This is a genomic window from Pseudomonas sp. MPB03 (assembly GCF_046605385.1).
GTDB lineage: Bacteria > Pseudomonadota > Gammaproteobacteria > Pseudomonadales > Pseudomonadaceae > Aquipseudomonas > Aquipseudomonas zanjanensis.
The window spans coordinates 4,920,724-4,944,383 of the sequence record NZ_CP176770.1; the positions used below are offsets into that span (position 1 = coordinate 4,920,724).

The 23,660-nt window shown below is 59.7% G+C and carries 23 protein-coding genes, 4 tRNA genes and 1 pseudogene; 9 read left to right on the forward strand and 19 right to left on the reverse strand.

Annotated elements, in window-relative coordinates; all coding sequences use genetic code 11:
* The 3 genes from ACLH0I_RS21185 to ACLH0I_RS21195 all read right to left on the reverse strand — a co-directional run bounded on the left by ACLH0I_RS21185 (position 1) and on the right by ACLH0I_RS21195 (position 1,103).
* Entirely contained in the window at positions 1-531 is a 531-nt protein-coding gene (locus ACLH0I_RS21185) for a prepilin peptidase (RefSeq protein WP_186707159.1), read from the reverse strand.
* 28 nt (positions 532-559) lie between these two features.
* Positions 560-754, reverse strand: a complete 195-nt coding sequence (locus ACLH0I_RS21190) for a Flp family type IVb pilin (RefSeq protein WP_411385305.1) — start codon at positions 752-754, stop codon at positions 560-562.
* Between the two features lie 151 nt (positions 755-905).
* Positions 906-1,103 carry a Flp family type IVb pilin gene (locus ACLH0I_RS21195; RefSeq protein ID WP_186707157.1) on the reverse strand — a complete coding sequence of 66 codons (198 nt, stop codon included), beginning with the start codon at positions 1,101-1,103 and terminating at the stop codon, positions 906-908.
* A 301-nt stretch (positions 1,104-1,404) separates the two neighbouring features.
* Here ACLH0I_RS21195 and ACLH0I_RS21200 point away from each other — a divergent pair, with 301 nt between their 5' ends.
* A complete protein-coding gene (locus tag ACLH0I_RS21200) occupies positions 1,405-2,274 on the forward strand; it encodes a helix-turn-helix domain-containing protein (RefSeq protein WP_411385306.1) in 870 nt (289 codons plus the stop codon).
* 9 nt (positions 2,275-2,283) lie between these two features.
* Here ACLH0I_RS21200 and ACLH0I_RS21205 read toward each other — a convergent pair whose 3' ends face one another.
* Positions 2,284-2,715, reverse strand: a complete 432-nt coding sequence (locus ACLH0I_RS21205; RefSeq protein WP_060741195.1) for an Lrp/AsnC family transcriptional regulator — start codon at positions 2,713-2,715, stop codon at positions 2,284-2,286.
* A gap of 199 nt (positions 2,716-2,914) precedes the next feature.
* Here ACLH0I_RS21205 and ACLH0I_RS21210 point away from each other — a divergent pair, with 199 nt between their 5' ends.
* The 4 genes from ACLH0I_RS21210 to ACLH0I_RS21225 all read left to right on the forward strand — a co-directional run bounded on the left by ACLH0I_RS21210 (position 2,915) and on the right by ACLH0I_RS21225 (position 7,660).
* On the forward strand, positions 2,915-3,628 hold the full coding sequence (locus ACLH0I_RS21210; RefSeq protein ID WP_411385307.1) for a YczE/YyaS/YitT family protein: 714 nt from the start codon (positions 2,915-2,917) through the stop codon (positions 3,626-3,628).
* 97 nt (positions 3,629-3,725) lie between these two features.
* Complete coding sequence (gene amrS / locus ACLH0I_RS21215) at positions 3,726-5,210, forward strand: AmmeMemoRadiSam system radical SAM enzyme (protein WP_411385308.1); 1,485 nt, start codon at positions 3,726-3,728, stop codon at positions 5,208-5,210.
* The gene (locus tag ACLH0I_RS21220; RefSeq protein WP_411385309.1) at positions 5,207-6,343 is read left to right on the forward strand and encodes a PLP-dependent transferase; all 1,137 of its coding nucleotides are present in this window, start codon (positions 5,207-5,209) and stop codon (positions 6,341-6,343) included. Before amrS ends, ACLH0I_RS21220 begins: the two co-directional genes overlap by 4 nt.
* A 60-nt stretch (positions 6,344-6,403) precedes the next feature.
* Positions 6,404-7,660, forward strand: a complete 1,257-nt coding sequence (locus ACLH0I_RS21225; RefSeq protein WP_411385310.1) for a PLP-dependent aminotransferase family protein — start codon at positions 6,404-6,406, stop codon at positions 7,658-7,660.
* 26 nt (positions 7,661-7,686) lie between these two features.
* Here ACLH0I_RS21225 and ACLH0I_RS21230 read toward each other — a convergent pair whose 3' ends face one another.
* The 5 genes from ACLH0I_RS21230 to ACLH0I_RS21250 form a co-directional block, all read right to left on the reverse strand.
* The gene (locus tag ACLH0I_RS21230) at positions 7,687-8,319 is read right to left on the reverse strand and encodes a LysE family translocator (protein ID WP_411385311.1); all 633 of its coding nucleotides are present in this window, start codon (positions 8,317-8,319) and stop codon (positions 7,687-7,689) included.
* Positions 8,320-8,569: 250 nt separating this feature from the next.
* Positions 8,570-8,645: transfer RNA gene (locus ACLH0I_RS21235), tRNA-Gly, on the reverse strand.
* A gap of 3 nt (positions 8,646-8,648) precedes the next feature.
* Positions 8,649-8,724: transfer RNA gene (locus ACLH0I_RS21240), tRNA-Glu, on the reverse strand.
* A gap of 104 nt (positions 8,725-8,828) precedes the next feature.
* Positions 8,829-8,904 (reverse strand) — tRNA-Gly (locus ACLH0I_RS21245).
* 2 nt (positions 8,905-8,906) lie between these two features.
* Positions 8,907-8,982 (reverse strand) — tRNA-Glu (locus ACLH0I_RS21250).
* A 373-nt stretch (positions 8,983-9,355) separates the two neighbouring features.
* On the opposite strand from ACLH0I_RS21250, the gene ACLH0I_RS21255 reads away from it, so the two are divergent.
* Positions 9,356-10,114 (forward strand): hypothetical protein, encoded by a 759-nt coding sequence (locus ACLH0I_RS21255; RefSeq protein ID WP_186708088.1) that lies wholly within the window; start codon positions 9,356-9,358, stop codon positions 10,112-10,114.
* Between the two features lie 158 nt (positions 10,115-10,272).
* Here ACLH0I_RS21255 and ACLH0I_RS21260 read toward each other — a convergent pair whose 3' ends face one another.
* From ACLH0I_RS21260 to ACLH0I_RS21275, 4 genes and pseudogenes are all read right to left on the reverse strand, one after another.
* A complete protein-coding gene (locus tag ACLH0I_RS21260) occupies positions 10,273-11,154 on the reverse strand; it encodes a methyl-accepting chemotaxis protein (protein WP_411387543.1) in 882 nt (293 codons plus the stop codon).
* 27 nt (positions 11,155-11,181) lie between these two features.
* Positions 11,182-12,240, reverse strand: a pseudogene (locus ACLH0I_RS21265) (HAMP domain-containing protein); the annotation flags it as partial.
* Positions 12,241-12,350: 110 nt separating this feature from the next.
* A complete protein-coding gene (locus tag ACLH0I_RS21270; protein ID WP_411385312.1) occupies positions 12,351-13,739 on the reverse strand; it encodes a PLP-dependent aminotransferase family protein in 1,389 nt (462 codons plus the stop codon).
* A gap of 195 nt (positions 13,740-13,934) precedes the next feature.
* Positions 13,935-14,696 (reverse strand): SDR family oxidoreductase, encoded by a 762-nt coding sequence (locus tag ACLH0I_RS21275; RefSeq protein ID WP_250965219.1) that lies wholly within the window; start codon positions 14,694-14,696, stop codon positions 13,935-13,937.
* Positions 14,697-14,922: 226 nt separating this feature from the next.
* Between ACLH0I_RS21275 and ACLH0I_RS21280 the strand changes: the two genes are divergently transcribed.
* The gene (locus tag ACLH0I_RS21280; RefSeq protein WP_186730477.1) at positions 14,923-15,927 is read left to right on the forward strand and encodes an NADP-dependent oxidoreductase; all 1,005 of its coding nucleotides are present in this window, start codon (positions 14,923-14,925) and stop codon (positions 15,925-15,927) included.
* A 156-nt stretch (positions 15,928-16,083) separates the two neighbouring features.
* On the opposite strand, the gene pyrF is transcribed toward ACLH0I_RS21280, so the two are convergent.
* Complete coding sequence (gene pyrF, locus ACLH0I_RS21285) at positions 16,084-16,782, reverse strand: orotidine-5'-phosphate decarboxylase (protein ID WP_411385313.1); 699 nt, start codon at positions 16,780-16,782, stop codon at positions 16,084-16,086.
* A gap of 292 nt (positions 16,783-17,074) precedes the next feature.
* Between pyrF and ACLH0I_RS21290 the strand changes: the two genes are divergently transcribed.
* Both ACLH0I_RS21290 and ACLH0I_RS21295 read left to right on the forward strand, forming a co-directional pair.
* Complete coding sequence (locus ACLH0I_RS21290; protein ID WP_411385314.1) at positions 17,075-17,821, forward strand: response regulator; 747 nt, start codon at positions 17,075-17,077, stop codon at positions 17,819-17,821.
* Positions 17,821-18,867, forward strand: coding sequence for a sensor histidine kinase (locus tag ACLH0I_RS21295; protein ID WP_411385315.1), 1,047 nt, complete (start codon positions 17,821-17,823; stop codon positions 18,865-18,867). Before ACLH0I_RS21290 ends, ACLH0I_RS21295 begins: the two co-directional genes overlap by 1 nt.
* Positions 18,868-19,213: 346 nt before the next feature.
* Here the strand turns inward: ACLH0I_RS21295 and ACLH0I_RS21300 are convergent, their stop codons facing one another.
* From ACLH0I_RS21300 to ACLH0I_RS21320, 5 genes are all read right to left on the reverse strand, one after another.
* Positions 19,214-20,251 (reverse strand): AI-2E family transporter, encoded by a 1,038-nt coding sequence (locus ACLH0I_RS21300; RefSeq protein WP_186708104.1) that lies wholly within the window; start codon positions 20,249-20,251, stop codon positions 19,214-19,216.
* Positions 20,252-20,315: 64 nt separating this feature from the next.
* Entirely contained in the window at positions 20,316-21,134 is an 819-nt protein-coding gene (locus ACLH0I_RS21305) for a DUF4892 domain-containing protein (protein WP_411385316.1), read from the reverse strand.
* Positions 21,135-21,263: 129 nt separating this feature from the next.
* The gene (locus ACLH0I_RS21310; protein WP_411385317.1) at positions 21,264-22,115 is read right to left on the reverse strand and encodes an alpha/beta hydrolase; all 852 of its coding nucleotides are present in this window, start codon (positions 22,113-22,115) and stop codon (positions 21,264-21,266) included.
* Positions 22,112-22,906: an alpha/beta fold hydrolase gene (locus ACLH0I_RS21315; RefSeq protein WP_057451981.1), complete on the reverse strand. Its 795-nt coding sequence runs from the start codon at positions 22,904-22,906 to the stop codon at positions 22,112-22,114. The genes ACLH0I_RS21310 and ACLH0I_RS21315 overlap by 4 nt, the downstream gene beginning before the upstream one ends.
* A gap of 274 nt (positions 22,907-23,180) precedes the next feature.
* A complete protein-coding gene (locus ACLH0I_RS21320; protein ID WP_186708110.1) occupies positions 23,181-23,624 on the reverse strand; it encodes a hotdog fold thioesterase in 444 nt (147 codons plus the stop codon).
* Between the last annotated feature and the right edge of the window lie 36 nt (positions 23,625-23,660).

Below are 23,660 nucleotides of genomic sequence, written 5' to 3' on the forward strand. Positions count from 1 at the left end.
CTAGACTCCCCAGCCGCCGGCAACCAGTTGCCAGTAGACGCTGTTCAAAGTACCGATCAGGATCGCAATCGAATAAGGAAAGGGTTTGCCGGCCACTTCATCCGACGTCGGCGCCAGGTAGGACTGGGCTCGCACCATCAACCAGTAGCGTCCCAGGGTCTGGAGCAGTTGGCCGCGGGCCAGGACGATCAGGAAACCGCACACACCGCCGGCGATCAGGCTGAACAGCGCCGCCCACAGTGCGTAATGAAAAGGCAGGAAGCTGCCGACCATGGTCATCAGCTTGACGTCGCCGGCGGCCATGCCACCCACTGCGTACATGGGCAGGAACAACCCGAAACAGATCAGCATGCCCAGCAGGCTGTCGCCCAGGCCACCGATCCCGCCGGTATAGACCTGGCCAGCCAATCCCAGGGCAATCCCCACCAGGACCAGCGTGTTGGGGATGCGATGGCGACGCAGGTCGCTCACCACCGCCACACCCAGCAATCCCAGCAGCAATACCGTCGACACCAGCAGTTCCATGGACATGATGCGTCTCCCTAGGGTGTGGTTATCGTTAGCAGGCGACGTTGCCATTGGCGGCTTGGCACAGCGCCCGGATCCTGGTATCCACGACGCCGCCCAGGAGGACGAATGCCGCGGCGACCAACACCGTGATCAAGCCACCCGCCACCGCGTATTCAACGATGGTCAGGCCAGCTTCATCTTTGGCGAACTTGCGGATCGAAGTTCTGATTGTCTGGAGAGTCATTTCGTATACCTCACGCTGAGAAGAAGTCACGGCTACGAAGTTGATGGGAGGGGACAGCGTGAAGTCCATTTGATTGATGCGTTGTACTCACTGCAAAAGAGTCGCAAGCGTTATTCCTTGAGCGTTACCGTGTCCCCGGGCAATGACTGGCTTACGCGCAGGCAACGTTGCCGTTGACCGCCTGGCACAGTGCACGGATCTTGGTATTCACCGCACCGCCCAGAAGCACAAACGCGGCGGCCACCAATACGGTGATCAACCCACCGGCCACGGCGTATTCCACAATGGTCAGGCCATCTTCATCTTTGGCGAACTTCACTACCGAAGCCTTGATTGTTTGAAGAGTCATTTCGCACACCTCATTGGGGTTGTTTTCTCAAGAGGCAGTACATTGCGAACTGCCTGATGCAACCCTAGTCAGCGGGTGGTCATTGCCGTTAGGAGGATTTTGCACATCGCTAGGATTTTTTTGCGCGGGCTGGGAAAGAGGCCGCGGCGGGGAATTCGCCCCTGGGACAGTCCTGAGCAGGCGTCCCGCGAGAGGATGACGGGAAGAAATTGGATTTTTATAAAAAATAATCCGGCGAAGTGATAGCACAGTGACAATACTGCTAGCTAAAGGGCAGAAAGAACCTGTGAGTGGTCGTCCTATGGCACCCAATCCGACTGGAAAGCCAAAGCTGTTATGGTTCGATCTGACCCATGATCGGTCCACCCAGGAACTCGTCTCCCAGTTCCGGGACACCTGCGACTGCACGCTGGCAAAAAACGCCATGCTGCCCAGCGCGGAACAGGTGGACATGATCTGCATCCATTTCGACCGCCCGGACACGCCGGGCCTGCGACGCCTGTTGGAGATCAAGCGGACCGTTCCCGGCACCCCCATCACCATGTTCACCGTGCAGCACTCCGAGGAACTGGCGGTGTGGGCGATGCGCTCCAGCGTCTGGGAATACATGGTGCTGCCTTTGTCCGTCGCCGAGCGAAAGCGCTACCTCACCGCCGTGGTCCAGCTGTGTGAGCTGCGCCGCAATACCGGTGGCCGGGGAAGAACCTCGCAGATCGACCACTCCCCGACCCTGCCGGACAGCATTCGCCTGACTTCCGGGCACCAGAAGCACCAGGCCCTCAGCCACATCATGCTGTACATCGACCAGCATTTTCGCGACAGCATCGATCAGCGCGACCTGGCCAAGCGCTGTGGCATGACGACGTTTCGCTTCAGCCGGGTGTTCAAGGAAGCCAATGGGCTCGGCTTCACCGACTACGTACTGAACAAACGCATGAGCTTCGCCAAGGAACTGCTCGACAACAGCCAGATGCCCATCACCAGCATCGGCTATGAGGCCGGCTTCAAGGACCCCTCCTACTTCGCCCGCGCCTTCAAGCAATACGCCAGTTGCACGCCCAGCGAGTACCGTCTCGCGTACCAGATGCGCAGCGCGAGTCCTGCACCGGAGCCTCCGGATGAGGCGGCCCTGGAAGCGATTGAAAACCTGGTGCACAGCCTTGAGGGTTGATATTCAGGCTCACGGGGCGAGCTTTCTTCTCTCGATTGGAATGGACAGCACGATGCTGGTCCGCGTCTCTCCGTACGCGTTGATTTTCGCGATGATGTCCTCGATCTCAGCCATGGACCTGGCGTAGATCCGGATCAGATAGGAGTCATTCCCCGTGATGTGCAGGCACTCGACGACCTCGGGTATGTCGGTGAGCGTCGCGATCAATTTGGCTTTTGCCGGCTTGAGGGTGGTGATGCCGACGACGGCCGATATGCCGTAGCCCAGTTTGGTAGGATCCAACTGGGCGCAATAGCCCTTGATGACCCCGGAGTCTTCAAGTTTGCGCAACCTGTCATTGGTGGCAGGAATAGAAAGCCCTGCATGCTTGGAAAGCTCTGTGATGGAAATACGACCACAGTCCTGTACCTTACCCAGGATTTTGACGTCTATACGATCCATGTGCGTTTTCCCCGGTTCAAAGTATAAATTTTAATGAAAACCCCGCATTTTTCATTAAAAAAAGCATGCACCAAAATAAAGCAGCGCGCTAGTCTATTCCCAGCCTGAAAAACCTGAAAAAGAATCCGGGTAATCAATAGCCCTGCTCTTTAGCGTGACGCACTCATAATAAAATATTCTCTCCAGGGATGGTGTTCGCATGGAAGATGAAAAGAAAAAGTGTGGAGAAAAGCCCCACCCGTTGATTCAGCACATTGGCACGCAAGTCCTAAATCTCCGCCACTTCAAGAAAGACCAGATACTGATGTACCTGATGGGCGTCAGCTTCTTTTCGCTGGGTGCCAAGTGTTTCATCATCAGTCAACTGGGTACCGATCCTCTAGACGTCTTGATCATCTCGATCGATAAAATGCTTATGCTCGGCATGGGTGTTTGTTCGGCTATCGTGTCGCTGTTCTTCCTGACCTGGTGGATGCTCTGGAACAAAAAATACCCGCCGATAAGCCCCTTCATTACCACGACGCTGACCGGACTGCTGATTGATCTCTGGTCGTGGCTGGGGCTCGGAGAGTACTTGATCGTCAGGATGAACGAGTATGCGTTATTGGCCTCGGGGCTGATGCTATGTGCCTATTCATCTGCATTGATCATCATGAGCGGTATTGGCATCAGAATCATGGATCTCGTGGTATTGACCATGGTATCCAAATGGAACTGGTCATTCACCAAAGCCAAAATGATCATTGAAATCGGCATCTTTTCCAGCGGTTGGCTTTTAGGCGGGCCGTTCGGTATAGGAACGATTGCATTCCTGCTGGTAATTGGTCCGCTTATTCAACCGTTCATGAACATGAATGCCAAGCGCTTTGCACTTAAGAACTATGGATTGATGAGCGCTTCATCCGCTTACTAATAAGAAACATGACTGCCCTATAGGGCGGCAGGATGGCTTCGCCTCGACTTTTTAAACCGATGCTATTGATGGCAACTTCCGTGATGAGGAGTGAAAGATGGACACTACAAAAAATAAAAACTGGACCTTGGAAAGCAGCCCGGCAAAATTGGAAGAAATACTCCCCGGGGGAGCCGTGAAGTGTCATCTTTCCCCACGCAACTGTGTCATTCAGGAAGGCAAGGTAGGGTTTTGCAAGGTGCGCGGAAACCGCGGGGGCAGGCTCGTTACATTGAACTATGGCAAGGGCGTCCACAGCACCGAAGAAACAATCGAAACCGAAGCCGTTTTCCACTTTGCCCCCGGTGAGCGGATCCTGTCCCTGGGCAATATCGGCTGCATGCTCAACTGCGGCTACTGCCACAACTGGAAGACATCACAGGCCAAATACGTCACCGACAAAGACGTTTACTACTACACCCCCGAGCAGGTGGTGGAGACCGCGCTCAAACACGGTATACGCGTCATTTCCTGGACCTATAACGATCCGGTTGTCTGGCATGAATTCATCCTCGATACAGCAAAGCTGGCCAAGGAAGCCGGCCTGATCAATCTTTATAAATCGGCGTTTTTCATCAGTGAAGAAGCCATCGACGAGTTGTTGCCGGTCATCGATATCTTCTCGATTTCGCTGAAATCCATCTCTCCGGAGTACTACCGCAAGGTCACCACGGGCTGGGTAGAGCCCGTCCTGGCCGGTATCAAGAAAGTCTATGACGCTGGTAAATATGTCGAAGTCAGCACCTTGATGGTGACCGACATCAGCGACGACGAGGAAACGGCCCGGAAAATCAGCCAGTGGGTATTGGATGAACTGGGTCCGAACGTACCGCTGCACTTCGTCCGGTTTCACCCCGATTACAAAATGAGCAACAGCATCCGTACACCTGTGGACAGGCTGCTGAAGGCTCGGGACGTCGCTCGGAGCATGGGCGTCGAGCACGTCTACCTGGGTAACGTGAATGATGTCGAAGGGACCAATACCAGTTGCAACCACTGTAACGCCCTGCTCGTCACCCGGTATGGCCTGAACGCGGACATCATCGGACTGGACAGCAAGGGGTGCTGCTCCCAATGCGGGCATGATGCGCACTTCAAATTACTCGGCGAGCACCAGGCGTACGCCCCTGTCGAGCTGTGCGAGGACGCGCTGAGCGCTTATGAGAAGCGCAAGTTCGAATGGCACGGAGACATTGTGTCGCTGCACGCCCAAGTGCTGAATACCGAGGACTTCGAACAGACTGTCTACCTGCGACGCAACTATACGGACGGGCATAACAGCGAGTGGAAATCGCTGACCTTGCGGGCCCATGAAAGCTATCGATTCATCATTGCCAAGGCGCGCATCGATGAAACCGGTCCTGAGGTCTGGCTCCCCAACGGCGTGAACTCGAACCTTCATGAAGTCTTCGACCGGGCTCACTTCCCTACTGAGTCGATTGAAGAGATCGGCATCTCGCAAAATGACATCACCCCGACCGTTGGTTACGAGGGCAAGCAGAACATGTATGAACAGGTCATCAAACTGGTCAGCCAAGCATGAAAGTGTCTACTGAAATACTTCATATCAAGGTGGATGACCGGGACGCTCACCCTTCGGTAACGCCTATTTATCAGTGCAGCGCGTTCAATGCGGACTCGGCCTTCTTCTACTCAAGGAAAGCCAACCCCAATGTGACTGAATTGGAACAGGTCGTCGCGTCCCTGGAGGGCAGCGAATATGCCTTGGCCTACAGCACCGGGATGAGCGCGATCTATATGGTGTTGGAACTGTTGAAACCGGGGGCTTCACTGGTCATCAACAAATACATCTATGGCTGCTCTTATAAATTGTTCCAGCGCTATGCGGCACGTATCGGCGCACACCTGACGATTCTGGATCTCACCACGGCCGAGGGTTTGAAGGCCTTGCCGGCGGACGTCGACATGGTGATATTCGAAACACCGACCAACCCGTTCCTGAAAGACATTGATATCCATGCGGTCAGCAGGGCCGTCAAGCAAAACAACCCGCAGGCCCTGGTGGTCGTTGACAATACCTGGGCCACGCCGATATTCCAGAAGCCGTTGAATTTTGGCGCCGACATTTCCCTGTACAGCGCAACCAAATACTTCTCTGGACACAGTGATGTCATGGGCGGCCTGGTGTTGGTCAACAATGAGACGATCTATAACCGCCTCCTTGAGGGCCGCTTTTATTCAGGCACGATACTGACCCCCAATAGCGCCTGGTTGCTGCGCAGGAGCATGCAGACGTTCAACCTGCGCATGGAAAAACACAGCCAGACGACCGCAAGCATGCTCAATTATCTGCGTGAGTTGCCTTTCATCGAGCATGTCCATTACCCACGCATCGATGGCAAGCAGTTGACCGGCTATGGCGGCATTGTGTTTGTCGATATTCGGCCGGACCTGGTGCCCTTTTACAAAACGTTCACCAGCGCGCTCAAATGGTTTGGCACGGGCACTGGAATGGCCTGCGTCACGTCAATGGTCGCCCAGCCCTTCAGTGGCAGCCACGCCTCGATGACGGACCAGGAAAAAGCCGACATGGGCATCGAGAAGGGCCTGGTTCGATTGTGCTTTGGCCTGGAGGATCTCGACGATCTCAAGGAGGATCTGCTCCAGGCATTCGAAACCATGGAAAGCAAGGTCGATCAGAAAGATCCTGCGTAGCGGTGTCATCAAGAGCAACGAGCCTTCAATGGCTCGTTGCTTTTTTATGGAGCAAAGAAAGTGTCCGGCGCATTCGAAAACACGATATTCGACGACCCCATCCTGAACGTTATCCACCTTCTAAATTCCATCGCCCAAGAAAACCCGCAGGCCATTTCACTGGCTTCCGGTCGACCCGATGATCAGCAGTGCGACCCGGCGCTCATCGACAAGGGCCTGGCCCACTACAAACATCATGTCGCCGGCACCGAGCAATCGCTGGCGACGCTGCTTTGCCAATATGGAAAAACCTCCGGGATCATCAATGAAACGATCGCCACCTATTTGCAGGTGGATGAAGGGATAACCGTCTCCAATCCTGAAAGCATCGTGGTGTGCCTGGGGTTTCAGGAAGCCTGCACCTTGACGCTCCTGTCCATCTTTGAAGGCGGTGGGGTGTTGTTGGTGCCTGACCCGGTGTTTTCCGGGATTACCGGCATCGCAAAACTGCTGGGCATAAAGATCGTCCCGGTTCCCATGGCGGCTTTTCTAGACCCGATCGCCCTGCGCAAGATCGTTGAAGCACTTGAATCCAGAGGAGAAAAAATCAAAGCACTTTATGCCGTTCCAGACTTCAGCAATCCGACCGCCGACAGCCTTTCCTATCACGCCAGGACAGCCATGCTTGCCTTGGCCAGGGAAAAGAACTTTTTCATCCTTGAAGACACGGCCTACCGCTACTTCAGGTACGAAGGCGCTGCCATTGCGTCCATGAAGTCCATCGACAGCAGTCGGGTGTTCTTGCTCGGTTCTTTTGCCAAATCGATTTTCCCGGGCTTGCGCATGGGTTATGTGGTCGCTCCGCAGGGTGCCGGCGTCATGTCGTTCAACACGAGGTTGTGCAAGGCCAAAAGCCTGATCACCGTTAACACTCCAGCCCTGTGCCAAGCGGTCGTCGCCGGCGTGCTGATCGAGAACGACTACTCGCTGAAGGGGCTGAACCAGCCCAGGGTGTTGTCCTATACGAACAAAAGGAACCACATGCTTGAATGCCTTGAACGTGAATTTCCGCTCAAGTCTGGCGTTCATGGATCGGTCAGTTGGAATCACCCAACAGGCGGCTTCTTCATCAATGTGCAGCTGCCTTTCGTCTTTGGCGAAGCTGAAATGCGCGAATGCGCCCAGCAGTTCAAAGTGATCGTCTTTCCGACCACTTTATTTTCGCTGACGAATGAGGCGGCTAACCAAGTCAGGCTTTCATTCAGCAATGCCACCGCCTCAGACGTCACCCAGGCAATAGGCCGATTCAGGGCGTATGTTGAGTCCAGGCTGCAGTAGGACCTCTTTTTGTGCATCATTTTCAATCAGGTTGCCGTCGCCAGCATGACACCCGTGGCGACCTGATACGCCCCCAGAACGGCGATGATCGCCCCTGAAAAATAGTTGATCAGCCTTAGCTTGGATTCGGCAATCCGGGCCTTGAAAATGGAGGAGAACCCGCTTAACCCCAGCCACCAGGCCGCCGAGCCCAGGAATATACCGGTCACCATCGGCAACAAGGCGTGCTGGCCGCCTTGATCACTGGCCATGCCATCGCTCAACGCGGCAAATATCGCGATAAACGACAAGATGGTCATGGGGTTCGACAGGGTCAGGAACAGCGTGGTCGAGTAGGCTTTGAACATATCGGCCCGCTCACCCGCCATCGCGGTCGCGCCGCCTTTCGACCGTATTGTCTGATAGCCGATATAGGCGAGGAATAGCCCGCCGAAGATGCACAACCAAGGTTTAAAGCTGATGAGCGTCGCGATGATGGCCGTGACCCCCAGGGCCCCGATGAATCCATAGATCGAATCGGCGGTGGCCGCCCCCAATCCCGTCGCGAAACCTGCCCTCCATCCCTGCATCAGGCTTCTTTGTATGCACAACAGCCCAATGGGTCCCACCGGGGCTGCAATACACAGCCCAATGACCATCGATTTAATAAAAACCAGCATAAGCGCACCTCCAGAATGGGTACTGGAAGGTTAGGAGAAGTGCTTTTTTTTAGGAATGAACTATTAATCTTCCTAAAGGTTTTCCCTTAAGTTTTGCATGAAGTAATTTCGCTTCACCTTCATTTTTAAGGTAAAGCGCCGCCAGTCTCCTCAGACACCGAAAATCGCTCGTTGTAGGCACAAGAGCGCTGGACGGTCTTTTCATGGGCATAAAAAAACGCCGCTCATATGAGCAGCGTTTTTTTGAATTTGGAGCGGGAAACGAGACTCGAACTCGCGACCCCGACCTTGGCAAGGTCGTGCTCTACCAACTGAGCTATTCCCGCAAATGGCGTCCCCTAGGGGACTCGAACCCCTGTTACCGCCGTGAAAGGGCGGTGTCCTAGGCCACTAGACGAAGGGGACACACTAACTGAAACACATGGTGTGTATTTCAGTGCCCAAATCCGCATCCGAAGATGTCGGCTCTGGCTTCACTCAGCCCTGCCCGAAAGCAACGCTGTTTAAATTGGAGCGGGAAACGAGACTCGAACTCGCGACCCCGACCTTGGCAAGGTCGTGCTCTACCAACTGAGCTATTCCCGCATTGGCGTCCCCTAGGGGACTCGAACCCCTGTTACCGCCGTGAAAGGGCGGTGTCCTAGGCCACTAGACGAAGGGGACACACGTACAACATTCACTGCTTAGAGCGTTTGGCTGAGTGCTTTACGCTGTAAGTGGCGCGCATTCTATGGATGGATTGAAGGGTCGTCAACCCCCAGATATAAATTTATTTAAATCAATGACTTCGCCCGGTTTGAGGGGGCGATCCACAGATTTCCCTCGTCCGGTCTCTGACGCCTATATTCTGTCGCCCGCCGAGACGCTATAGTCGCGCCCGGCAAATGATGGCAATGTGCTCCTACCCGGTTATGCTTCCTATAAACAGCACGACGCCCGTCTAATCGCGTCGCTCGGGCCTATGCGCTTAAAAGCCAAGCCACTACACTCATGACATGCGTACCCTAATAAAGAGGTCTTACCGGTGACACCACTCATGATCACCCTGCTCGTCGTAGCCGGGATCGCCCTGTTGATCGCCATTGGCTACATGAACCACGTGGTGGAAAACAACAAGCTGGAAAAGGCCCGCACCAAGGTAGAACTCAACGACCGCATGCGTCGCTGTGGCGAGCTCACCGAAACCTTTCCCGGGCAGTTGATGACCCCTGCCCTGAAGTTGTTGATGACCCGCCTCGAGATGAACGTCTGCCAGCGCTTGCTGAACCTGGAAAAAACCAATTCCACGGTCAAGGCACGCCTGGACGAATTGAGCGCACTGGCCGCCCAAGGTGAATCGATCCCGGTGAACAATCCGCCGGCACCGATCCAGACCGAAGCCAAGGCCAAGGACGTACGTTTTCTGCTCGAGGCTTTGCACGGCCAGATCACCCGCGCCGCCCAGGACGGTTTCCTGCCGCCCAACGAAGCCAAGCGCTGGATCCGTGAAGTGCGGCATATCCTGGTGCTACTGCACATCGAGTTCTTCAACAATCTCGGCCAACAGGCGTTGCAGCAGGAACAACCCGGGCAGGCCCGCCTGGCCTTCGAGCGCGGCGTGCAGTACTTGCGCAAGCAACAGGAACCCCAGGTCTACGCCGAACAACTGGCCTACCTGGAAAAACTCCTGGCCCGCGCCAATGCCCAGGTCCTGGCCAGCACCCAGCCGGTCGAGGGCGAGGTCAACCAGTTGACTGAGGGCTTGAAGGACGACGAAATAAACGACGAGTGGAAAAAGAAGAAGGTCTACGACTGAGATTAAGGGCCGAAGCGAGTTCCCTTGTGGCGAGGGAGCTTGCTCCCGCTGGGCCGGCCCAACACTTCGGGCGCAACGGTCCTTGAGCGGTGGGTGCTTCGCACCCAAACGGGAGCAAGCTCCCTCGCCACAGGTATAGGTGTCGAGCCGCCACCGGCTTACAACCTGAAATGCCCCACCATTCCTTTCAACTCAACCCCCAACTGTGCCAGCTCGATGCTGGATGCGGCATTGCCGCGCATCGCCAGGGAGGATTGATCGGCGCTGGCGCGAATACTGGTCACGCTGCGATTGATCTCTTCGGCCACCGAGCTCTGTTGCTCGGCCGCCGCGGCGATCTGTTGGTTCATCTGCTGGATCAACGACACCGCCGCCGCAATGCTGCCCAAGGCGCTCTCGGTCTGCAGTGCGTCGCTGACCGCCATCTTCACCAGCTCGCCGCTGCTCTGGATCTGCTGAACGGAGGCCTGGGCCGCTGAACGCAAGGCGCTCACCAGCCGTTCGATCTCCTCGGTGGACTGTTGCGTGCGCCTGGCCAGGGCCCGCACTTCATCGGCAACGACTGCGAAGCCCCTGCCCTGTTCCCCGGCGCGGGCCGCCTCGATAGCGGCATTGAGCGCCAGCAGGTTGGTTTGCTCGGCCACGCTCTTGATGACTTCCAGCACCGTGCCGATGTTCTGGATCTCGGCGCTGAGGCTTTCGATGCTGGAACTGGCCGACGTCGCCGAATCGGCCAGTTGTTCGATGCGCACCATGCTCTGGCGCACCACCTGCTGGCCGCTTTCGACCTTGTCGTCGGCCGTCTGGGCCGCTTGTGCCGCTTCTTCGGCATTGCGCGCCACATCGTGCACGGTGGCGGTCATCTGGTTCATGGCCGTGGCGACCTGCTCGGTTTCCTCTTTCTGGCTGCTGACTTCCAGGTTGGTCTGCTCGGTCACCGCCGACAGCGACTGCGCCGAATTGGCCAATTGCTCGATCCCGGCCTGCAAGCCGCTGACGATACTGCTCAGCCCTGCGCCCATCTGTTGCATGGCCAGCATCAACTGGCCAATCTCGTCCCGGCGCGTCACTTCGACCGTGGCGCTCAAGTCACCCGCCGCGATCCGCTGGGCAACGCGAATGACGCTGCGCAGCGGCGTCACGATCAGCCGCGTGATAACCCACGCCGCGATCAACCCCACCAGCAACGCCAAGGCCGACGAACCGACGATCAGCAGCGAGTTCTTCTTCAATTCTGCCTGCATGGCCTGGTCTTCGGCACTGAAGGCCTGGTCGACCCGCGCCACCACTTGGTCGGCCCGCTCGTGCAGTTGCTGGTAGACGATTTTTTCCTTCGCCAGCAGTCCGGTGTATTCGGCCAGTTGCTGGTTGAAACCGGCGATGTGGCCGGCCACTTCGTTCAGCACGGTCTGGTAACCCGGGTCCTTGACCGTGGTCTTGAGCGCTTCGGCCTGTTTCATCGCCTGCTCGGCCTGTTCAATGCTGCCTTCTCCGGCGCCCTCGACATTGCCTTTGCGGCTCTGGTCCAGGCGGACCCGCGCTTCATTCATGGCCTGCAACATCAACCGCGACACTTCGCTGATCTGGTTGGCCTGCTCGATGAATTCGGCACCCTCCTTGCCTTCGGAGTCTTTCAAGGTATAGGTACCGTCATCCGCCAGCCCGGCCTGCAACACATCAAGGTTGTTGGCCACGCTGGACACCGACCAACTGGCCATTTCCAGTGCCAGGTCCTTGCTCTGGCTCAACCCGACAAACTCATCGAACGCCTTGCGGTACGCGCCCAGCGCCTGCTCGACATCATTCATCACCGGCACATTGGCAGCCGACTGTGCCTTGAGCTCGTTCGCCAGGGCCACAAGCCCGTCGACCCCTTGGCGCAGGGCATCGGCCGTCTTGGGGTCGGAACGCGAGGCGTACTCCTGCTCCAGCAGCCGGACCTTGAGCAACCCGCTGTTGAGGGACGACATCTGTTTCAGGCCACCGAAACGATGGCTGATGGTCTGCAGGGACCAGACGCCGATGGCCGCGACCACAGCGGTCAACAGCAGCACCAGGACAAATCCGATACCCAGTTTTTTTGCCATACCCAGGTTGGCAAAACGTCCTTGCACGGCCGAAATCATTGCGCCCAGTCCTCTGCCAGTGTGTGTTGATTGCAGATTCGCAACGAGACGCCCTGCAACACAAGATGCTGGCGTCGGAATAATGGCAAAAAGCTACAGCTTCGTCGTTTTCAGGACACTTGAGGTCGATCCAGCGTTGCGGCCCGAAAAAAAACCAGCGCCCGGGGATCACGGGCATAGGCCACGTTGATCCGTAGCCAGTCGCTGTCAGCGCCCGAAGGACTGAAGGCCGTAGACGAAGACAACAGCACACCGAAGCGCCTGGCCAGACGCTGTAATCCAGCGTAGTCGTTGATTGGCGGTTTCGCCCAGATGAAAAGCCCTCCGGTGGGTTTGCCAAACACCTCCCAGTCGGCGTCCTCCAATACCTGCAACAGCGCCGCCGTATCGACGCCCAGGCGTTGCCGCTGGCGCTGGACCAGCTTGCGATAGGCCCCGTTGGCCAGGAGATTGGCAAGCACCGACTCACAGAACCGCGACACGCCCATGCTTGTAATGCCCTTGACCTCGCTCAGACGCGCAATGGTGGACGGCCCGGCCACCACAAAACCGACGCGTAACGAACTGCTCAGGGTCTTCGAGAAACTGCCCACGTAGACCACGTCGGCATCCAGCGCCGCCAGCCGGGTCCGCGCCGAGCTCTGGAAGTCGCCATAGGCATCGTCTTCGATCACCAGCACGGCGTGTTGCTTCGTCAATTGCAGCAACCGTTGGGCCACGGCCGGGGCCAGGCTGGTGCCGGTCGGATTGTGGCAGGCGCTGTTGACGAACAGCGCACTGGGCCGGTGTTTCGCCAACAAGTCTTGCAGCACATCGACGTCCGGGCCGCGCGGGGTCCTGGGCAGTTCGAGCATCTCGATCTTGTGCAACCGGAGCAGGTCGAACAGGTTTGAATAGCCTGGGCTCTCCACTATCACGCAAGCGCCTGGCTGCAACAGTGTCCGCACGATCAGGTCCAGCCCCTGGGTAGCCCCAGCGGTGGTCAGGATCGAGTCTTTATCAGCCTCGATATTGAATTGCTTCAGGCGCCTGGACAGTTGCTCGCGCAAGGCGGGCAGCCCCAACGGCGTGCTGTAGTTGAACAACCCCGCCATATCGGTGCGGGTGACCTGACGGATCGCATAGCCCAGGTCATCGCTTTCACGCCAGCTCTCGGGCAACCCGCCACACCCCAGCGGCAACGCCCATTGCGGGATTTCACCGCCTTCAGCGAACGTGTCCTGCTGGCGACTCGGGTCGGTGGACACGACCCCGGGCGCCGGGGATGGTGCGACAAAAAAGCTGGAACCATGCCGGGACGCCAGCAGGCCTTGGGCAACCAGGCGCTCACACGCTTCATTGACGCTGGACTGGCTGAGCAGGTTCTGCCGCGCCAGTTGGCGGACGGACGGCAGGCGAGTCCCTGGTTGCACCGCATCCTGTCGGATCCATCCAGTCAGCGCGTCGACGATTTGCTGCACGACAGGCACCAAGGCCTGTCGGTCGATTCTCAACTCCATGAGTAACCAAGCTCCTAAGCGTTTGTTTTATTTCCGGAAACAGTTAAGCACAGGCCATCCCCCAGCGATGTACGACAAAGCCGCCAAAACCGCTGATTCTCACCCTTTGAAACACATTGATAGACCGTTTCCACCCCCCAAAGAAAAAGCCCGCAACCAGTGCGGGCTTCGTCCTACAAGCCAAGGGAAGCGTCCTCAGAACGCCGTGACCCCACCGTCCACCGCCAGGGAATGGCCGGTGGTGAACGCCGCGCCGTCGCTGCACAGGTACAGCACGGCGCTGGCGATTTCCTCGACCTTGCCGATACGCCCCACCGGGTGCATGGCATTGGCGAACTCGCCTTTTTTCGGGTCTGCCTCGTAGGCCCGACGGAACATGTCGGTGTCGATCACCGCCGGACAGACCGCGTTCACGCGGATCTTCTTCTTGGCGTATTCGATGGCGGCCGATTTGGTCAAGCCGATCACGGCGTGCTTGGAGGCGGCATAGATGCTCATTTTCGGCGCTGCGCCCAGGCCGGCCACCGAGGCCGTATTGACGATAGCGCCGCCGCCCTGGGCCAGCAGCAAAGGCAACTGGTACTTCATGCACAACCAGACGCCTTTTACATTGACCCCCATGATCGCGTCGAACTCATCGAGGGTGCCGTCGGCCAGCTTGCCCTTCTCGATCTCGATCCCGGCGTTGTTGAAGGCGTAGTCAAGGCGACCGTAGGTCTTGATCACCTCGTCCATCAGTTGCTGCACATCGCTTTCCAGCGTGACATTGCAGCGCACGAACACTGCGTCGCCGCCCGCATCACGAATCGCCTGCACCGTACCCTCGCCGCCCGCCGCGTCCAGGTCGGCCACCACGACTTTCAGGCCCTCTGCCGCAAATGCCTGAGCGGTAGCGCGGCCAATGCCAGCGGCGGCGCCCGTGACCACGGCAACCTGTCCGGAAAACGTCATGCTCATTGTCAGTTCCTCGAAGAATGCGGGAGATGACGCCAGTCTAGCCACAGGTCCCGAGAGCACGGCAGCACTATCCAACTGCCGGTTGAGCATTCATGGGTGCCAGTGATAAGGCCCCTGGGCGAACTATCACTGTGTTGGATCGAACTGCATTCGCTGTATCGGCAAAGCTTGCGGCAAATGCTTCGAAGGTCTATCAACAAGACTTCATTCATCTTGAGTGCCAACCATGACCGCCCAGACCAATCGCCAGTTCCTGCTCGCCAAACGCCCGGTAGGCGCCGCGACCCGCGAGACGTTCACCTATCAGCAAGTCCCGGTGGGCGAACCGGCAGCCGGCCAGATCCTGGTGAAGAATGAATACCTGTCCCTGGACCCGGCCATGCGCGGGTGGATGAACGAGGGCAAATCCTACATCCCGCCGGTCGGCATCGGTGAAGTGATGCGGGCATTGGGCGTCGGCCAGGTGATCGCCTCGAACAACCCGGGGTTCGCGGTCGGGGACTACGTCAACGGGGCCTTGGGTGTGCAGGATTACTTCCTCGGCGAGCCAAGAGGTTTCTACAAAGTCGATCCGAAACTGGCACCGCTGCCCCGCTACCTGTCCGCCCTGGGCATGACCGGCATGACCGCCTACTTCGCCCTGCTGGACGTCGGCGCGCCCAAGGCCGGCGAGACCGTGGTACTGTCGGGGGCCGCCGGTGCGGTGGGCAGCATCGCCGGGCAGATTGCCAAGCTCAAGGGCTGTCGCGTGGTGGGCATTGCCGGCGGCGCCGACAAATGCAAATTCCTGGTGGATGAACTGGGCTTCGACGGCGCCATCGACTACAAGAACGAAGACGTCCATGCCGGCCTCAAGCGCGAGTGCCCCAAAGGCGTGGACGTGTATTTCGACAATGTCGGGGGCGACATCCTCGATGCCGTACTCAGCCGCCTGAACCTCAAGGCCCGCGTGGTGATCTGCGGCGCCATCAGCCAGTACAACAACAAGGAAGCGGTGAAAGGCCCCGCCAATTACCTGTCACTGCTGGTCAACCGGGCACGCATGGAAGGCTTCGTGGTCATGGACTACGCCTCGCAGTTCGCTGCCGCCGGGCAGGAAATGGCCGGCTGGATGGCCAAGGGTCAGCTCAAGAGCAAGGAAGATATCGTCGAAGGACTGGAGACGTTTCCCGAGACGCTGACCAAGTTGTTCAGCGGGGAGAACTTCGGGAAGCTCGTCCTCAAGGTCTGATACGCATCAGCTGTGGATGCAGGTTAAGGCCTGACACAAAACAACTGTGAGAGCGAGCTTGCCCGCGATGGGGCCCTGTCAGTCAACATTGATATTGACTGACCTACCGCTATCGCGAGCAAGCTCGCTCCCACAGTAGGGATCCTCAGTGTTTGCTCAGGCCAGTTCGGCCACGACCGCCGCCAAGGCCTTGGCCGGATCGGCGGCCTGGCTGATCGGGCGACCGATCACCAGGTAGTCGGAGCCGGCATCCAGCGCCTGGCGCGGGGTCAGGATGCGACGTTGGTCGTCCTGGGCGCTGCCCGCCGGACGAATCCCCGGGGTCACCAGTTGCAGCGCCGGATGGGCTGCTTTCAAAGCGCCGGCCTCCAGGGCTGAACAGACCAGACCGTCCAGGCCGGCCTTCTGCGCCAACGCCGCCAAGCGCAGCACCTGCTCCTGGGGCTCGATGTCCAGGCCGATCCCGGCCAGGTCCTCGCGCTCCATGCTGGTCAACACGGTCACGCCGATCAGCAACGGTTTCGGGCCGCTGCGCTGATCCAGCACTTCACGGCAGGCCGCCATCATGCGCAGGCCACCGGAGCAATGCACGTTGACCATCCACACGCCCATCTCCGCAGCCGCCTTGACGGCCATGGCGGTGGTGTTGGGGATATCGTGGAATTTCAGGTCCAGGAACACTTCGAAACCCTTGTCACGCAGGGTCCCGACAATTTCCGCAGCGCAACTGGTGAACAGTTCCTTGCCGACTTTGACCCGGCAAAGCGTGGGGTCCAACTGGTCGGCCAGCTTCAGGGCGGCGTCACGGGTGGGGAAATCCAGGGCGACGATGATGGGCGTCTGGCAGGCGGACATGAGCGGGCTCTCAGGCAAGTCGAAATCGGCGCGCATTGTAGCGGAAGGAGCGCCCGTGCGGGACCCGATGATCGGTAAATCTCATCGTCCCTCGCCGCAGCATGGACGATACCGGCCTTTGTGTCGAAGCCGATACATTCATGACATGCATACAACACGTCGACACGCTACCGTCCGCCGCCACAACCCGCCCTTTTCACCGCTTCACGCCTCGCGGCACGACGCCTATGCTGAAGCCTCAACCTCGCCGCCTTCTTTGCGGTTGGCAGCCAACCTGGCAGATGATGCATCTATGCAGACCCACCCTGTTGCAAATTCTGACACTCAAGATGACAAGCGCTGGAGCACTCGCGCGCTGATCGTCGATGATGACGTGCCGATCCGCGAACTGCTGATCGATTACCTGGCCCGCTTCAGCATTCGGGCCAGCGGCGTGACCGATGGCGCGGCCATGCGCCAGGCGATGAAGGCTGAGCACTTCGACGTGGTCGTGCTCGACCTGATGCTCCCGGGTGAGGACGGCTTGCAGTTGTGCCGCTGGTTGCGCGCCGAATCGGACATCCCGATCCTGATGCTCACCGCCCGTTGCGAGCCCACCGACCGCATCATCGGCCTGGAACTGGGCGCCGATGACTACATGGCCAAGCCGTTCGAACCCAGGGAACTGGTGGCACGTATCCAGACCATCCTGCGCAGGGTGCGCGACGACCGCACCGAGCAGCGGGCCAATATCCGTTTCGACAACTGGCGGCTCAACAGCGTATTGCGCCAACTGATCTCGGGCGACGGGTTGGTGGTGCCACTGTCCAATGCCGAGTTCCGCCTGTTGTGGGTCTTCATCGAACGACCGCGCCGGGTGCTCAGCCGCGAACAACTGCTGGACGCGGCGCGTGGTCGCTCCATCGAAGCGTTCGACCGCAGCATCGACTTGCTCGTGTCACGCCTGCGCCAAAAGCTGGGCGACGACCCCAAGGCCCCGCAACTGATCAAGACGGTGCGCGGTGAGGGTTATTTATTCGACGCCCGGGACATCGGTTGATGCGATTGCGCCTGGACTCCTTGTTCGGTCGCCTGTTCGGCGTGTTGCTGCTGGCGATTGTCCTGGCGCATCTGCTGGCCTTTGCCTGGTTTTTCCATTACGACCAACCGCCACCTCCCGGGCCGCCGCCTGGAATGAGCCAGCAAGGCGACGGTCCCCCGCGCTTCGGCCCGCCCCCCAATCGCCGTCCACGCCCCTGGTTCGGTGGCCCGGTGGTGCCGCTGACGTTTCAATTCGTGTGCCTGATCATCGCGGCCTGGTACGGCGCCAAGCTTCTGACCCGACCGATCCAGCGCCTGAGCGATGCCGCCGAGCGCCTGAGCGAGGACCTCGACAGCCCGCCACTGGAGGAAAACGGCCCTCGTGAGGCACGGCAGGCGGCCCATACGTTCAACCTGATGCAGCAACGGATCCGCGAGCAGGTGCAGCAGCGTTCCCGCATGCTCGGCGCGGTGTCCCATGACCTGCGCACACCGCTTTCGCGGCTCAAGCTGCGTCTGGAGCAGATCGATGACGTCAAGCTGCAAGGCCAGATGCGCCAGGATCTGGACGACATGATCGGCATGCTCGATGCCACCCTGACCTACTTGCACGAACAGCGCACCAGTGAAGCGCTGCAATGGATGGACGTGCAGGCCTTGGCCGAATCATTGAGCGAAAACGCCCAGGACCAGGGCTCGGATGTGCAGGTCAGCGGGACCTGCGCACCACTGCAGGTACAACCGATGGCACTGCGCTCGTGCCTCAACAACCTCATCGACAATGCCCTGCGCTACGCCGGCCATGCCTTGATTACCTTGCAGGACCAGAAACATCTGCTGCTGATCCGAGTCATCGACCACGGCCCCGGTATTGCCGCAGACAAGCGCGAGGCGGTGTTCGAACCCTTTTTCCGCCTGGAAGGTTCGCGCAATCGCAACTCCGGCGGGGTTGGCCTGGGTATGACCATCGCCCGGGAAGCCACTGAACGCCTGGGTGGGCAGTTGAGCCTGGAGGAGACGCCCGGGGGTGGGTTGACAGCGGTGATCAGCTTGCCTCGCCCCTAAGCCCGTTTATCTTCCCTGTGGGAGCGAGCTTGCTCGCGATGAGGCCCTGTCAGCCAACATCGATATTGACTGACATATCGCTATCGCGAGCAAGCTCGCTCCCACAGGGGTTGGGGTTGATCTGGAGGCTTTGTGGAGCCCGATGGGTCGGCATTGATCTGGAGGCTTTGTAAAGCCTGATGGGTCGGCGATCACCCTGTGGCGAGGGAGCTTGCTCCCGCTGGGCCGCGCAGCAGCCCTGAAACCAGGCACTGCGGAGTGTCAGGCTGACCGAGGTAATGGTTTGGGGTCGCTTCGCAACCCAGCGGGAGCAAGCTCCCTCGCCACAAGGTACTCGACACCCAAACTACCGCGCCTGGCTTTTGCTCCAGTCCGTCAACAGGCTGTACGCCACCGCCAGCAGGGTCGGGCCGATGAACAGGCCGATGAAACCGAAGGCGATCAACCCGCCAAACACCCCCAGCAACACAATGACCAGGGGCAAGTTGCCGCCACGGCTGATCAGGTAGGGTTTGAGCACGTTGTCCACGCCACTGATGATGAACGTGCCCCAGATGCCGAGGAACACCGCCATGCCGTATTCGCCCTTCCACGCCAGCCACGCCGTGGCGGGGATCCAGACCAGGGGTGGGCCCATGGGAATCAGGCTCAGCAGGAACGTGACGATCCCCAATACCAGTGCCCCTGGCACCCCGGCGATCAGGAAGCCGATCAGCGCCAGCACGGCCTGGGCCGCCGCAGTGCCGATCACGCCGTTGACCACCCGTTGCACCGTACCGGCCACCAATTCGATGTAGTAACCGGCACGGTCGCCGATCAGACGCTCCAGCAGCCCATGGACGAACACCGCCAGCCGTGGGCCATCGCGATAGAAAAAGAACACGAACACGATGCTCAGGGTCAGCTCGAGTATGCCGCCGCCAATCTGCGCACTGCGCGCCAGCAGCCAGTTACCGACTTGTCCCAGGTACGGCCTGATGGACACCATCATGGCCGCGCCCTGCTGGTCGATGCTGTTCCAGATGCCAACCAGCCGCCCGCCCACCAACGGCACGCCGGCCAGCCAGTCGGGCGCTTCCGGCAAGCCATCGACTTGTGCGTCCTTGATGAACGCAGTGGCATCGCGCACGTGGTCGGCGAGGTTGAAACCCAGCCACACCAGCGGCACCGCCACCAACAGCATCCAACCCACCGTCAGCAACGCCGCCGCCAGGGATTCGCGGCCATTGACCCAGCGGGTCAGCAGGCGCATCAACGGCCAACTGGCGAACGCCAGCACCGCGCCCCAGAACAGCGCCGACCAGAACGGCGCCATGACCCAGAGGCTTGCGCCGAACAACACCAGGAGCAGGATCTGCACCAACAGCCGATCGTTATTGAGCATGTAGGGTCTCGAAAAAATGAACAGGACCGAGACAGCGGCGTGAAACCCGCTGCCCCGACACAGCTTAGCGCAGCAGTTCCAGGCGCAAGCCCGCCGCCTCGCCGCTGGCGGCCTCCATGCGCGCCGCCCGGACCCCCTGGCCCGCCAGTGCCTCACGCCAGTCCTCGGCCCGGGGACCGGCGATACTGACCCGCAGGCCCGTGTCCAGGTTCAGCGCCCGGGACAACAGGCGCAACCAGGTGTCGTCCGGCTCACCGGCAAGACGCGGCAAGTCCAGGACCCCGGTGTCCTTGAGCTGGCGCAACAGCGTGGCCGATGTCGGCAGCAAGTCCCCCAGCGCTGCGTTCGCCTCGAACTGCTCGACATGCAGGTAGGCCTTGCGATTGCCGCGAGTGATGGAATAAAGCGCGATCAGCGTGTTGTCCGCCGGCGGCGCCAGGCGCAGCAGCAGGAAAGCCTGGCCGTTGTCGGCGCCGTAGAGCTTGGCGTTGCCAAAGACGTCGTTGGCCCACAGGCTGCTTTCGCCACAATCGCGGGCCTGGCACCAGAACAACAGCTCGGCGCCCTGTTTCTGCAACGCTTCGCGAGCCGCGGTAAAGGCTTGGGTGGCGGAATGTTCCGGCGGCAGTTCATAAGTGACCGACGTGACATTCCCACGGGCATCGACCTGGCCGTCAAAGCGCAACTGGCCGCTGATCTTGCGAATCGACCCCATGGGGTAGACGCGTTCCAGGTCGCTGCCTTGCCGGTAATCGACGATCTGGGCATCGGGCATGCGCGGCACGCGTTCCAGGTCGCGACTGCCCGGCACATCGACGGCGAACGACGCCGGGCTGAGGCAGGCCAGCGCCAGCAGGACGAGTGAGTGAACGGATAATTTCATCGGATCGGCTTGGCCTGGGACGCGTGAACGCAACGGGCGTCGTCGATGCACTGCGAAGCTGGCAAACAGAGGTCTGTCATGGTTGTCTCCTTTTCAACCCGCCCAGCCTCGACAGTTGCCCGGCGCAAGTCAAGGAACGGTGAAGAACCGATTGAAACAGTCTGCTACAAGCCCGGCACCGACCTCGTCGTTCAGGTGCAAATGATGGCCACCGGGCAACTGCTCATGACTGAAGGGTAGACGCTCCAGCAGCTCCGGGTGTTGGCCAAGCATGCCGTCGGCCGCCACCACCAGATGCGCCGGACAAGCGACCCGGGCAACGAACGCCATGGCCTGCTCTTCGGTCAGGCGCAGGGGCGATGGCAGGGTCAGGCGGTTGTCGGTGCGCCAGGTGTACCCCCCCGGCACCGGCATCAGGCCGCGCTGGGCCAGCAACTCGGCAGCCTCACGGCTGACCGCCACCAGCCCCTTCATGCGCGCTTCGATGGCCCGGTCGAGGGTTTTGTAGACCGGCTTGCGTTTTTGCTGCAAATCCAACTGGGCTTGCAGGGCCATGCCCATGCGTTCGGCCGCGTTATCGCCTTTGGCGGTCGGAGGAATCACCCCGTCGATCAGCCCCAGGTGCGTCACCCGTTCCGGCAGGGAACCGGCCAGCACCAGCGACACGATAGCGCCCATGGAATGCCCCAACAGGGCGAAGCGCTTCAAGCCCAGTTGTTCGGCCACTTGCAGCACATCGTGGGCGTAGTCCCACAAGGCATAGCCGGCACCCGGCGGCCGGTGCCCCGAATGACCGTGGCCGGCCATGTCCAGGGCGATCACCCGCAGCCCTTCGAGCCTGGGCGCCAGACGGGCGAAGCTGTTGGCGTTGTCCAGCCAACCGTGCAGGGCAATCACCGGCAGCCCGTCTTCCGGGCCGAACAAGTGAGCCGCCAGTTCGATGTGAGGCAGGCTCAGGCGGACCTCTTCGACCACACTCATGCGCTGCGCCCTTCCCAACGCTGGAAGAGGTTCTTGAGCAGGTTCGCCGTGTCTTGTGGACGTTCGAGGGGGAACATGTGACCGCCGGGCATGCTCAGGGATTCGCCATGGAGCATGCGTCCCACCGAACGGGTGTGATGGCGCATCACCACGCGACTCTGCCGGCCGCGCACCACGGCCAATGGCACCTTGAGCTTACGGGGCCGACCCGGGCTGGTGTGCGGCACGCCGCGGTAAATGCTGATTTCCGTGGCCGGGTCGAAGCGCAGCCGCAGCCGGTCGCCGACTTGTTGCAGGCCGTGTTGCAGGTAGGCGTCGAAGCAATCCGGGTCAAAACCGCGAAACAGTGTCTTGCCGGCAAAATACTGCCGGGCCGACGCCAGGTCGGCAAATTCCTCGCGCCGCCCCAGGGTCCGGCCGGCCGGGGTCAGGCGATCGATGAACCCCAGGCGCTTGGCCGCCAGGATGACCCACTGGTCGGTACGGGTCAGCACTGGCGAATCGAGCATGACCACGCCGCGATACAGCTCGGGGCAGCGCAACGCCGCGTGCAGGTGCAGCACGCCGCCCAGGGAGTGGCCGACGCCCCACACTGGCGCCGGTTGCTGTTCCAGGTGATGGATCAGTTCGTCCACCAGGTTGTGCCAGTTGTCGTCTACCGGAAAGCGCGGGTCATGGCCGTGCAATTCCAAGTGCGCGACCTGGTACTGCGGCGCCAGCGCGGCGAACAACTTGCCGTAGGTGGCCGAGGGAAAACCATTGGCGTGGGCGAAAAAAATCTGTTGCGACATGACAGCCGATCCATTGGGGAACTGCGGCAGATTGTCCGCAGAACCCGACGGCGCGGCAATGACCGTAACTGACAGGAATGATGACAGTCGGGCTTGGGCTATGGGGTTGTATGAGCGATGAAACCTGTGGCGAGGGAGCTTGCTCCCGCTGGGCCGCGAAGAGGCCCCCAAAACATCTGCCTGATAAACCGCAGCGCCTGGTCTTGGGCCTGCTGCGCAGTCCAGCGGGAGCAAGCTCCCTCGCCACAAGGGCCTTTCACCCGCCATAAGGGGTTCAACGCGCCGGTGGTTGCTCACCCAGCGGCACCACGGCCATGGTCAGGCGCGACACGCAATTGAGCTTGCCCTCGTCATTGACCAGGCGAATGTCCCAGACCTGGGTGGTACGGCCCAGGTGAACCATCCGGGCCGTGGCCGTTACCCGTCCGCTGCGCACGCCGCGCAGGTGGTTGGCATTGATCTCCAGGCCGACGCAATAGAACTTGCTGGCATCCACACACAGGTAGGCGGCCATGGACCCGACCGTTTCGGCCAGGACCACCGAAGCACCGCCATGCAACAGGCCGAACGGCTGGTGGGTACGCTGATCGACCACCATGCTGGCGGTCAGGGACTCGTCGTCGAACGATTCGAAACGGATATCCAGCACTTCGCTGATGGTGTTTTTACCGGCGGCGTTCAGTTGCTCGATGTTGGGGGTGGTGCGCCATAGACTCATCGCTGCCCTTCCTTTTTGGTTTTTATTACATTCAAT

Coding starts and splice junctions, on each gene's coding strand:
- ACLH0I_RS21275 (WP_250965219.1), bottom strand. CDS start 14,696: ATGAGCATGACGTTTTCCGGACAGGTTGCCGTGGTCACGGGCGCCGCC.
- ACLH0I_RS21320 (WP_186708110.1), bottom strand. CDS start 23,624: ATGAGTCTATGGCGCACCACCCCCAACATCGAGCAACTGAACGCCGCC.
- ACLH0I_RS21305 (WP_411385316.1), bottom strand. CDS start 21,134: ATGAAATTATCCGTTCACTCACTCGTCCTGCTGGCGCTGGCCTGCCTC.
- ACLH0I_RS21220 (WP_411385309.1), top strand. CDS start 5,207: ATGAAAGTGTCTACTGAAATACTTCATATCAAGGTGGATGACCGGGAC.
- ACLH0I_RS21190 (WP_411385305.1), bottom strand. CDS start 754: ATGACTCTCCAGACAATCAGAACTTCGATCCGCAAGTTCGCCAAAGAT.
- ACLH0I_RS21230 (WP_411385311.1), bottom strand. CDS start 8,319: ATGCTGGTTTTTATTAAATCGATGGTCATTGGGCTGTGTATTGCAGCC.
- ACLH0I_RS21315 (WP_057451981.1), bottom strand. CDS start 22,906: ATGTCGCAACAGATTTTTTTCGCCCACGCCAATGGTTTTCCCTCGGCC.
- pyrF (WP_411385313.1), bottom strand. CDS start 16,782: ATGTCCGCCTGCCAGACGCCCATCATCGTCGCCCTGGATTTCCCCACC.
- ACLH0I_RS21290 (WP_411385314.1), top strand. CDS start 17,075: ATGCAGACCCACCCTGTTGCAAATTCTGACACTCAAGATGACAAGCGC.
- ACLH0I_RS21210 (WP_411385307.1), top strand. CDS start 2,915: ATGGAAGATGAAAAGAAAAAGTGTGGAGAAAAGCCCCACCCGTTGATT.
- ACLH0I_RS21200 (WP_411385306.1), top strand. CDS start 1,405: ATGGCACCCAATCCGACTGGAAAGCCAAAGCTGTTATGGTTCGATCTG.
- ACLH0I_RS21195 (WP_186707157.1), bottom strand. CDS start 1,103: ATGACTCTTCAAACAATCAAGGCTTCGGTAGTGAAGTTCGCCAAAGAT.
- ACLH0I_RS21270 (WP_411385312.1), bottom strand. CDS start 13,739: ATGGAGTTGAGAATCGACCGACAGGCCTTGGTGCCTGTCGTGCAGCAA.
- ACLH0I_RS21300 (WP_186708104.1), bottom strand. CDS start 20,251: ATGCTCAATAACGATCGGCTGTTGGTGCAGATCCTGCTCCTGGTGTTG.
- ACLH0I_RS21255 (WP_186708088.1), top strand. CDS start 9,356: ATGATCACCCTGCTCGTCGTAGCCGGGATCGCCCTGTTGATCGCCATT.
- ACLH0I_RS21310 (WP_411385317.1), bottom strand. CDS start 22,115: ATGAGTGTGGTCGAAGAGGTCCGCCTGAGCCTGCCTCACATCGAACTG.
- ACLH0I_RS21205 (WP_060741195.1), bottom strand. CDS start 2,715: ATGGATCGTATAGACGTCAAAATCCTGGGTAAGGTACAGGACTGTGGT.
- amrS (WP_411385308.1), top strand. CDS start 3,726: ATGGACACTACAAAAAATAAAAACTGGACCTTGGAAAGCAGCCCGGCA.
- ACLH0I_RS21295 (WP_411385315.1), top strand. CDS start 17,821: ATGCGATTGCGCCTGGACTCCTTGTTCGGTCGCCTGTTCGGCGTGTTG.
- ACLH0I_RS21260 (WP_411387543.1), bottom strand. CDS start 11,154: ATGCTGGCCATGCAACAGATGGGCGCAGGGCTGAGCAGTATCGTCAGC.
- ACLH0I_RS21185 (WP_186707159.1), bottom strand. CDS start 531: ATGTCCATGGAACTGCTGGTGTCGACGGTATTGCTGCTGGGATTGCTG.
- ACLH0I_RS21280 (WP_186730477.1), top strand. CDS start 14,923: ATGACCGCCCAGACCAATCGCCAGTTCCTGCTCGCCAAACGCCCGGTA.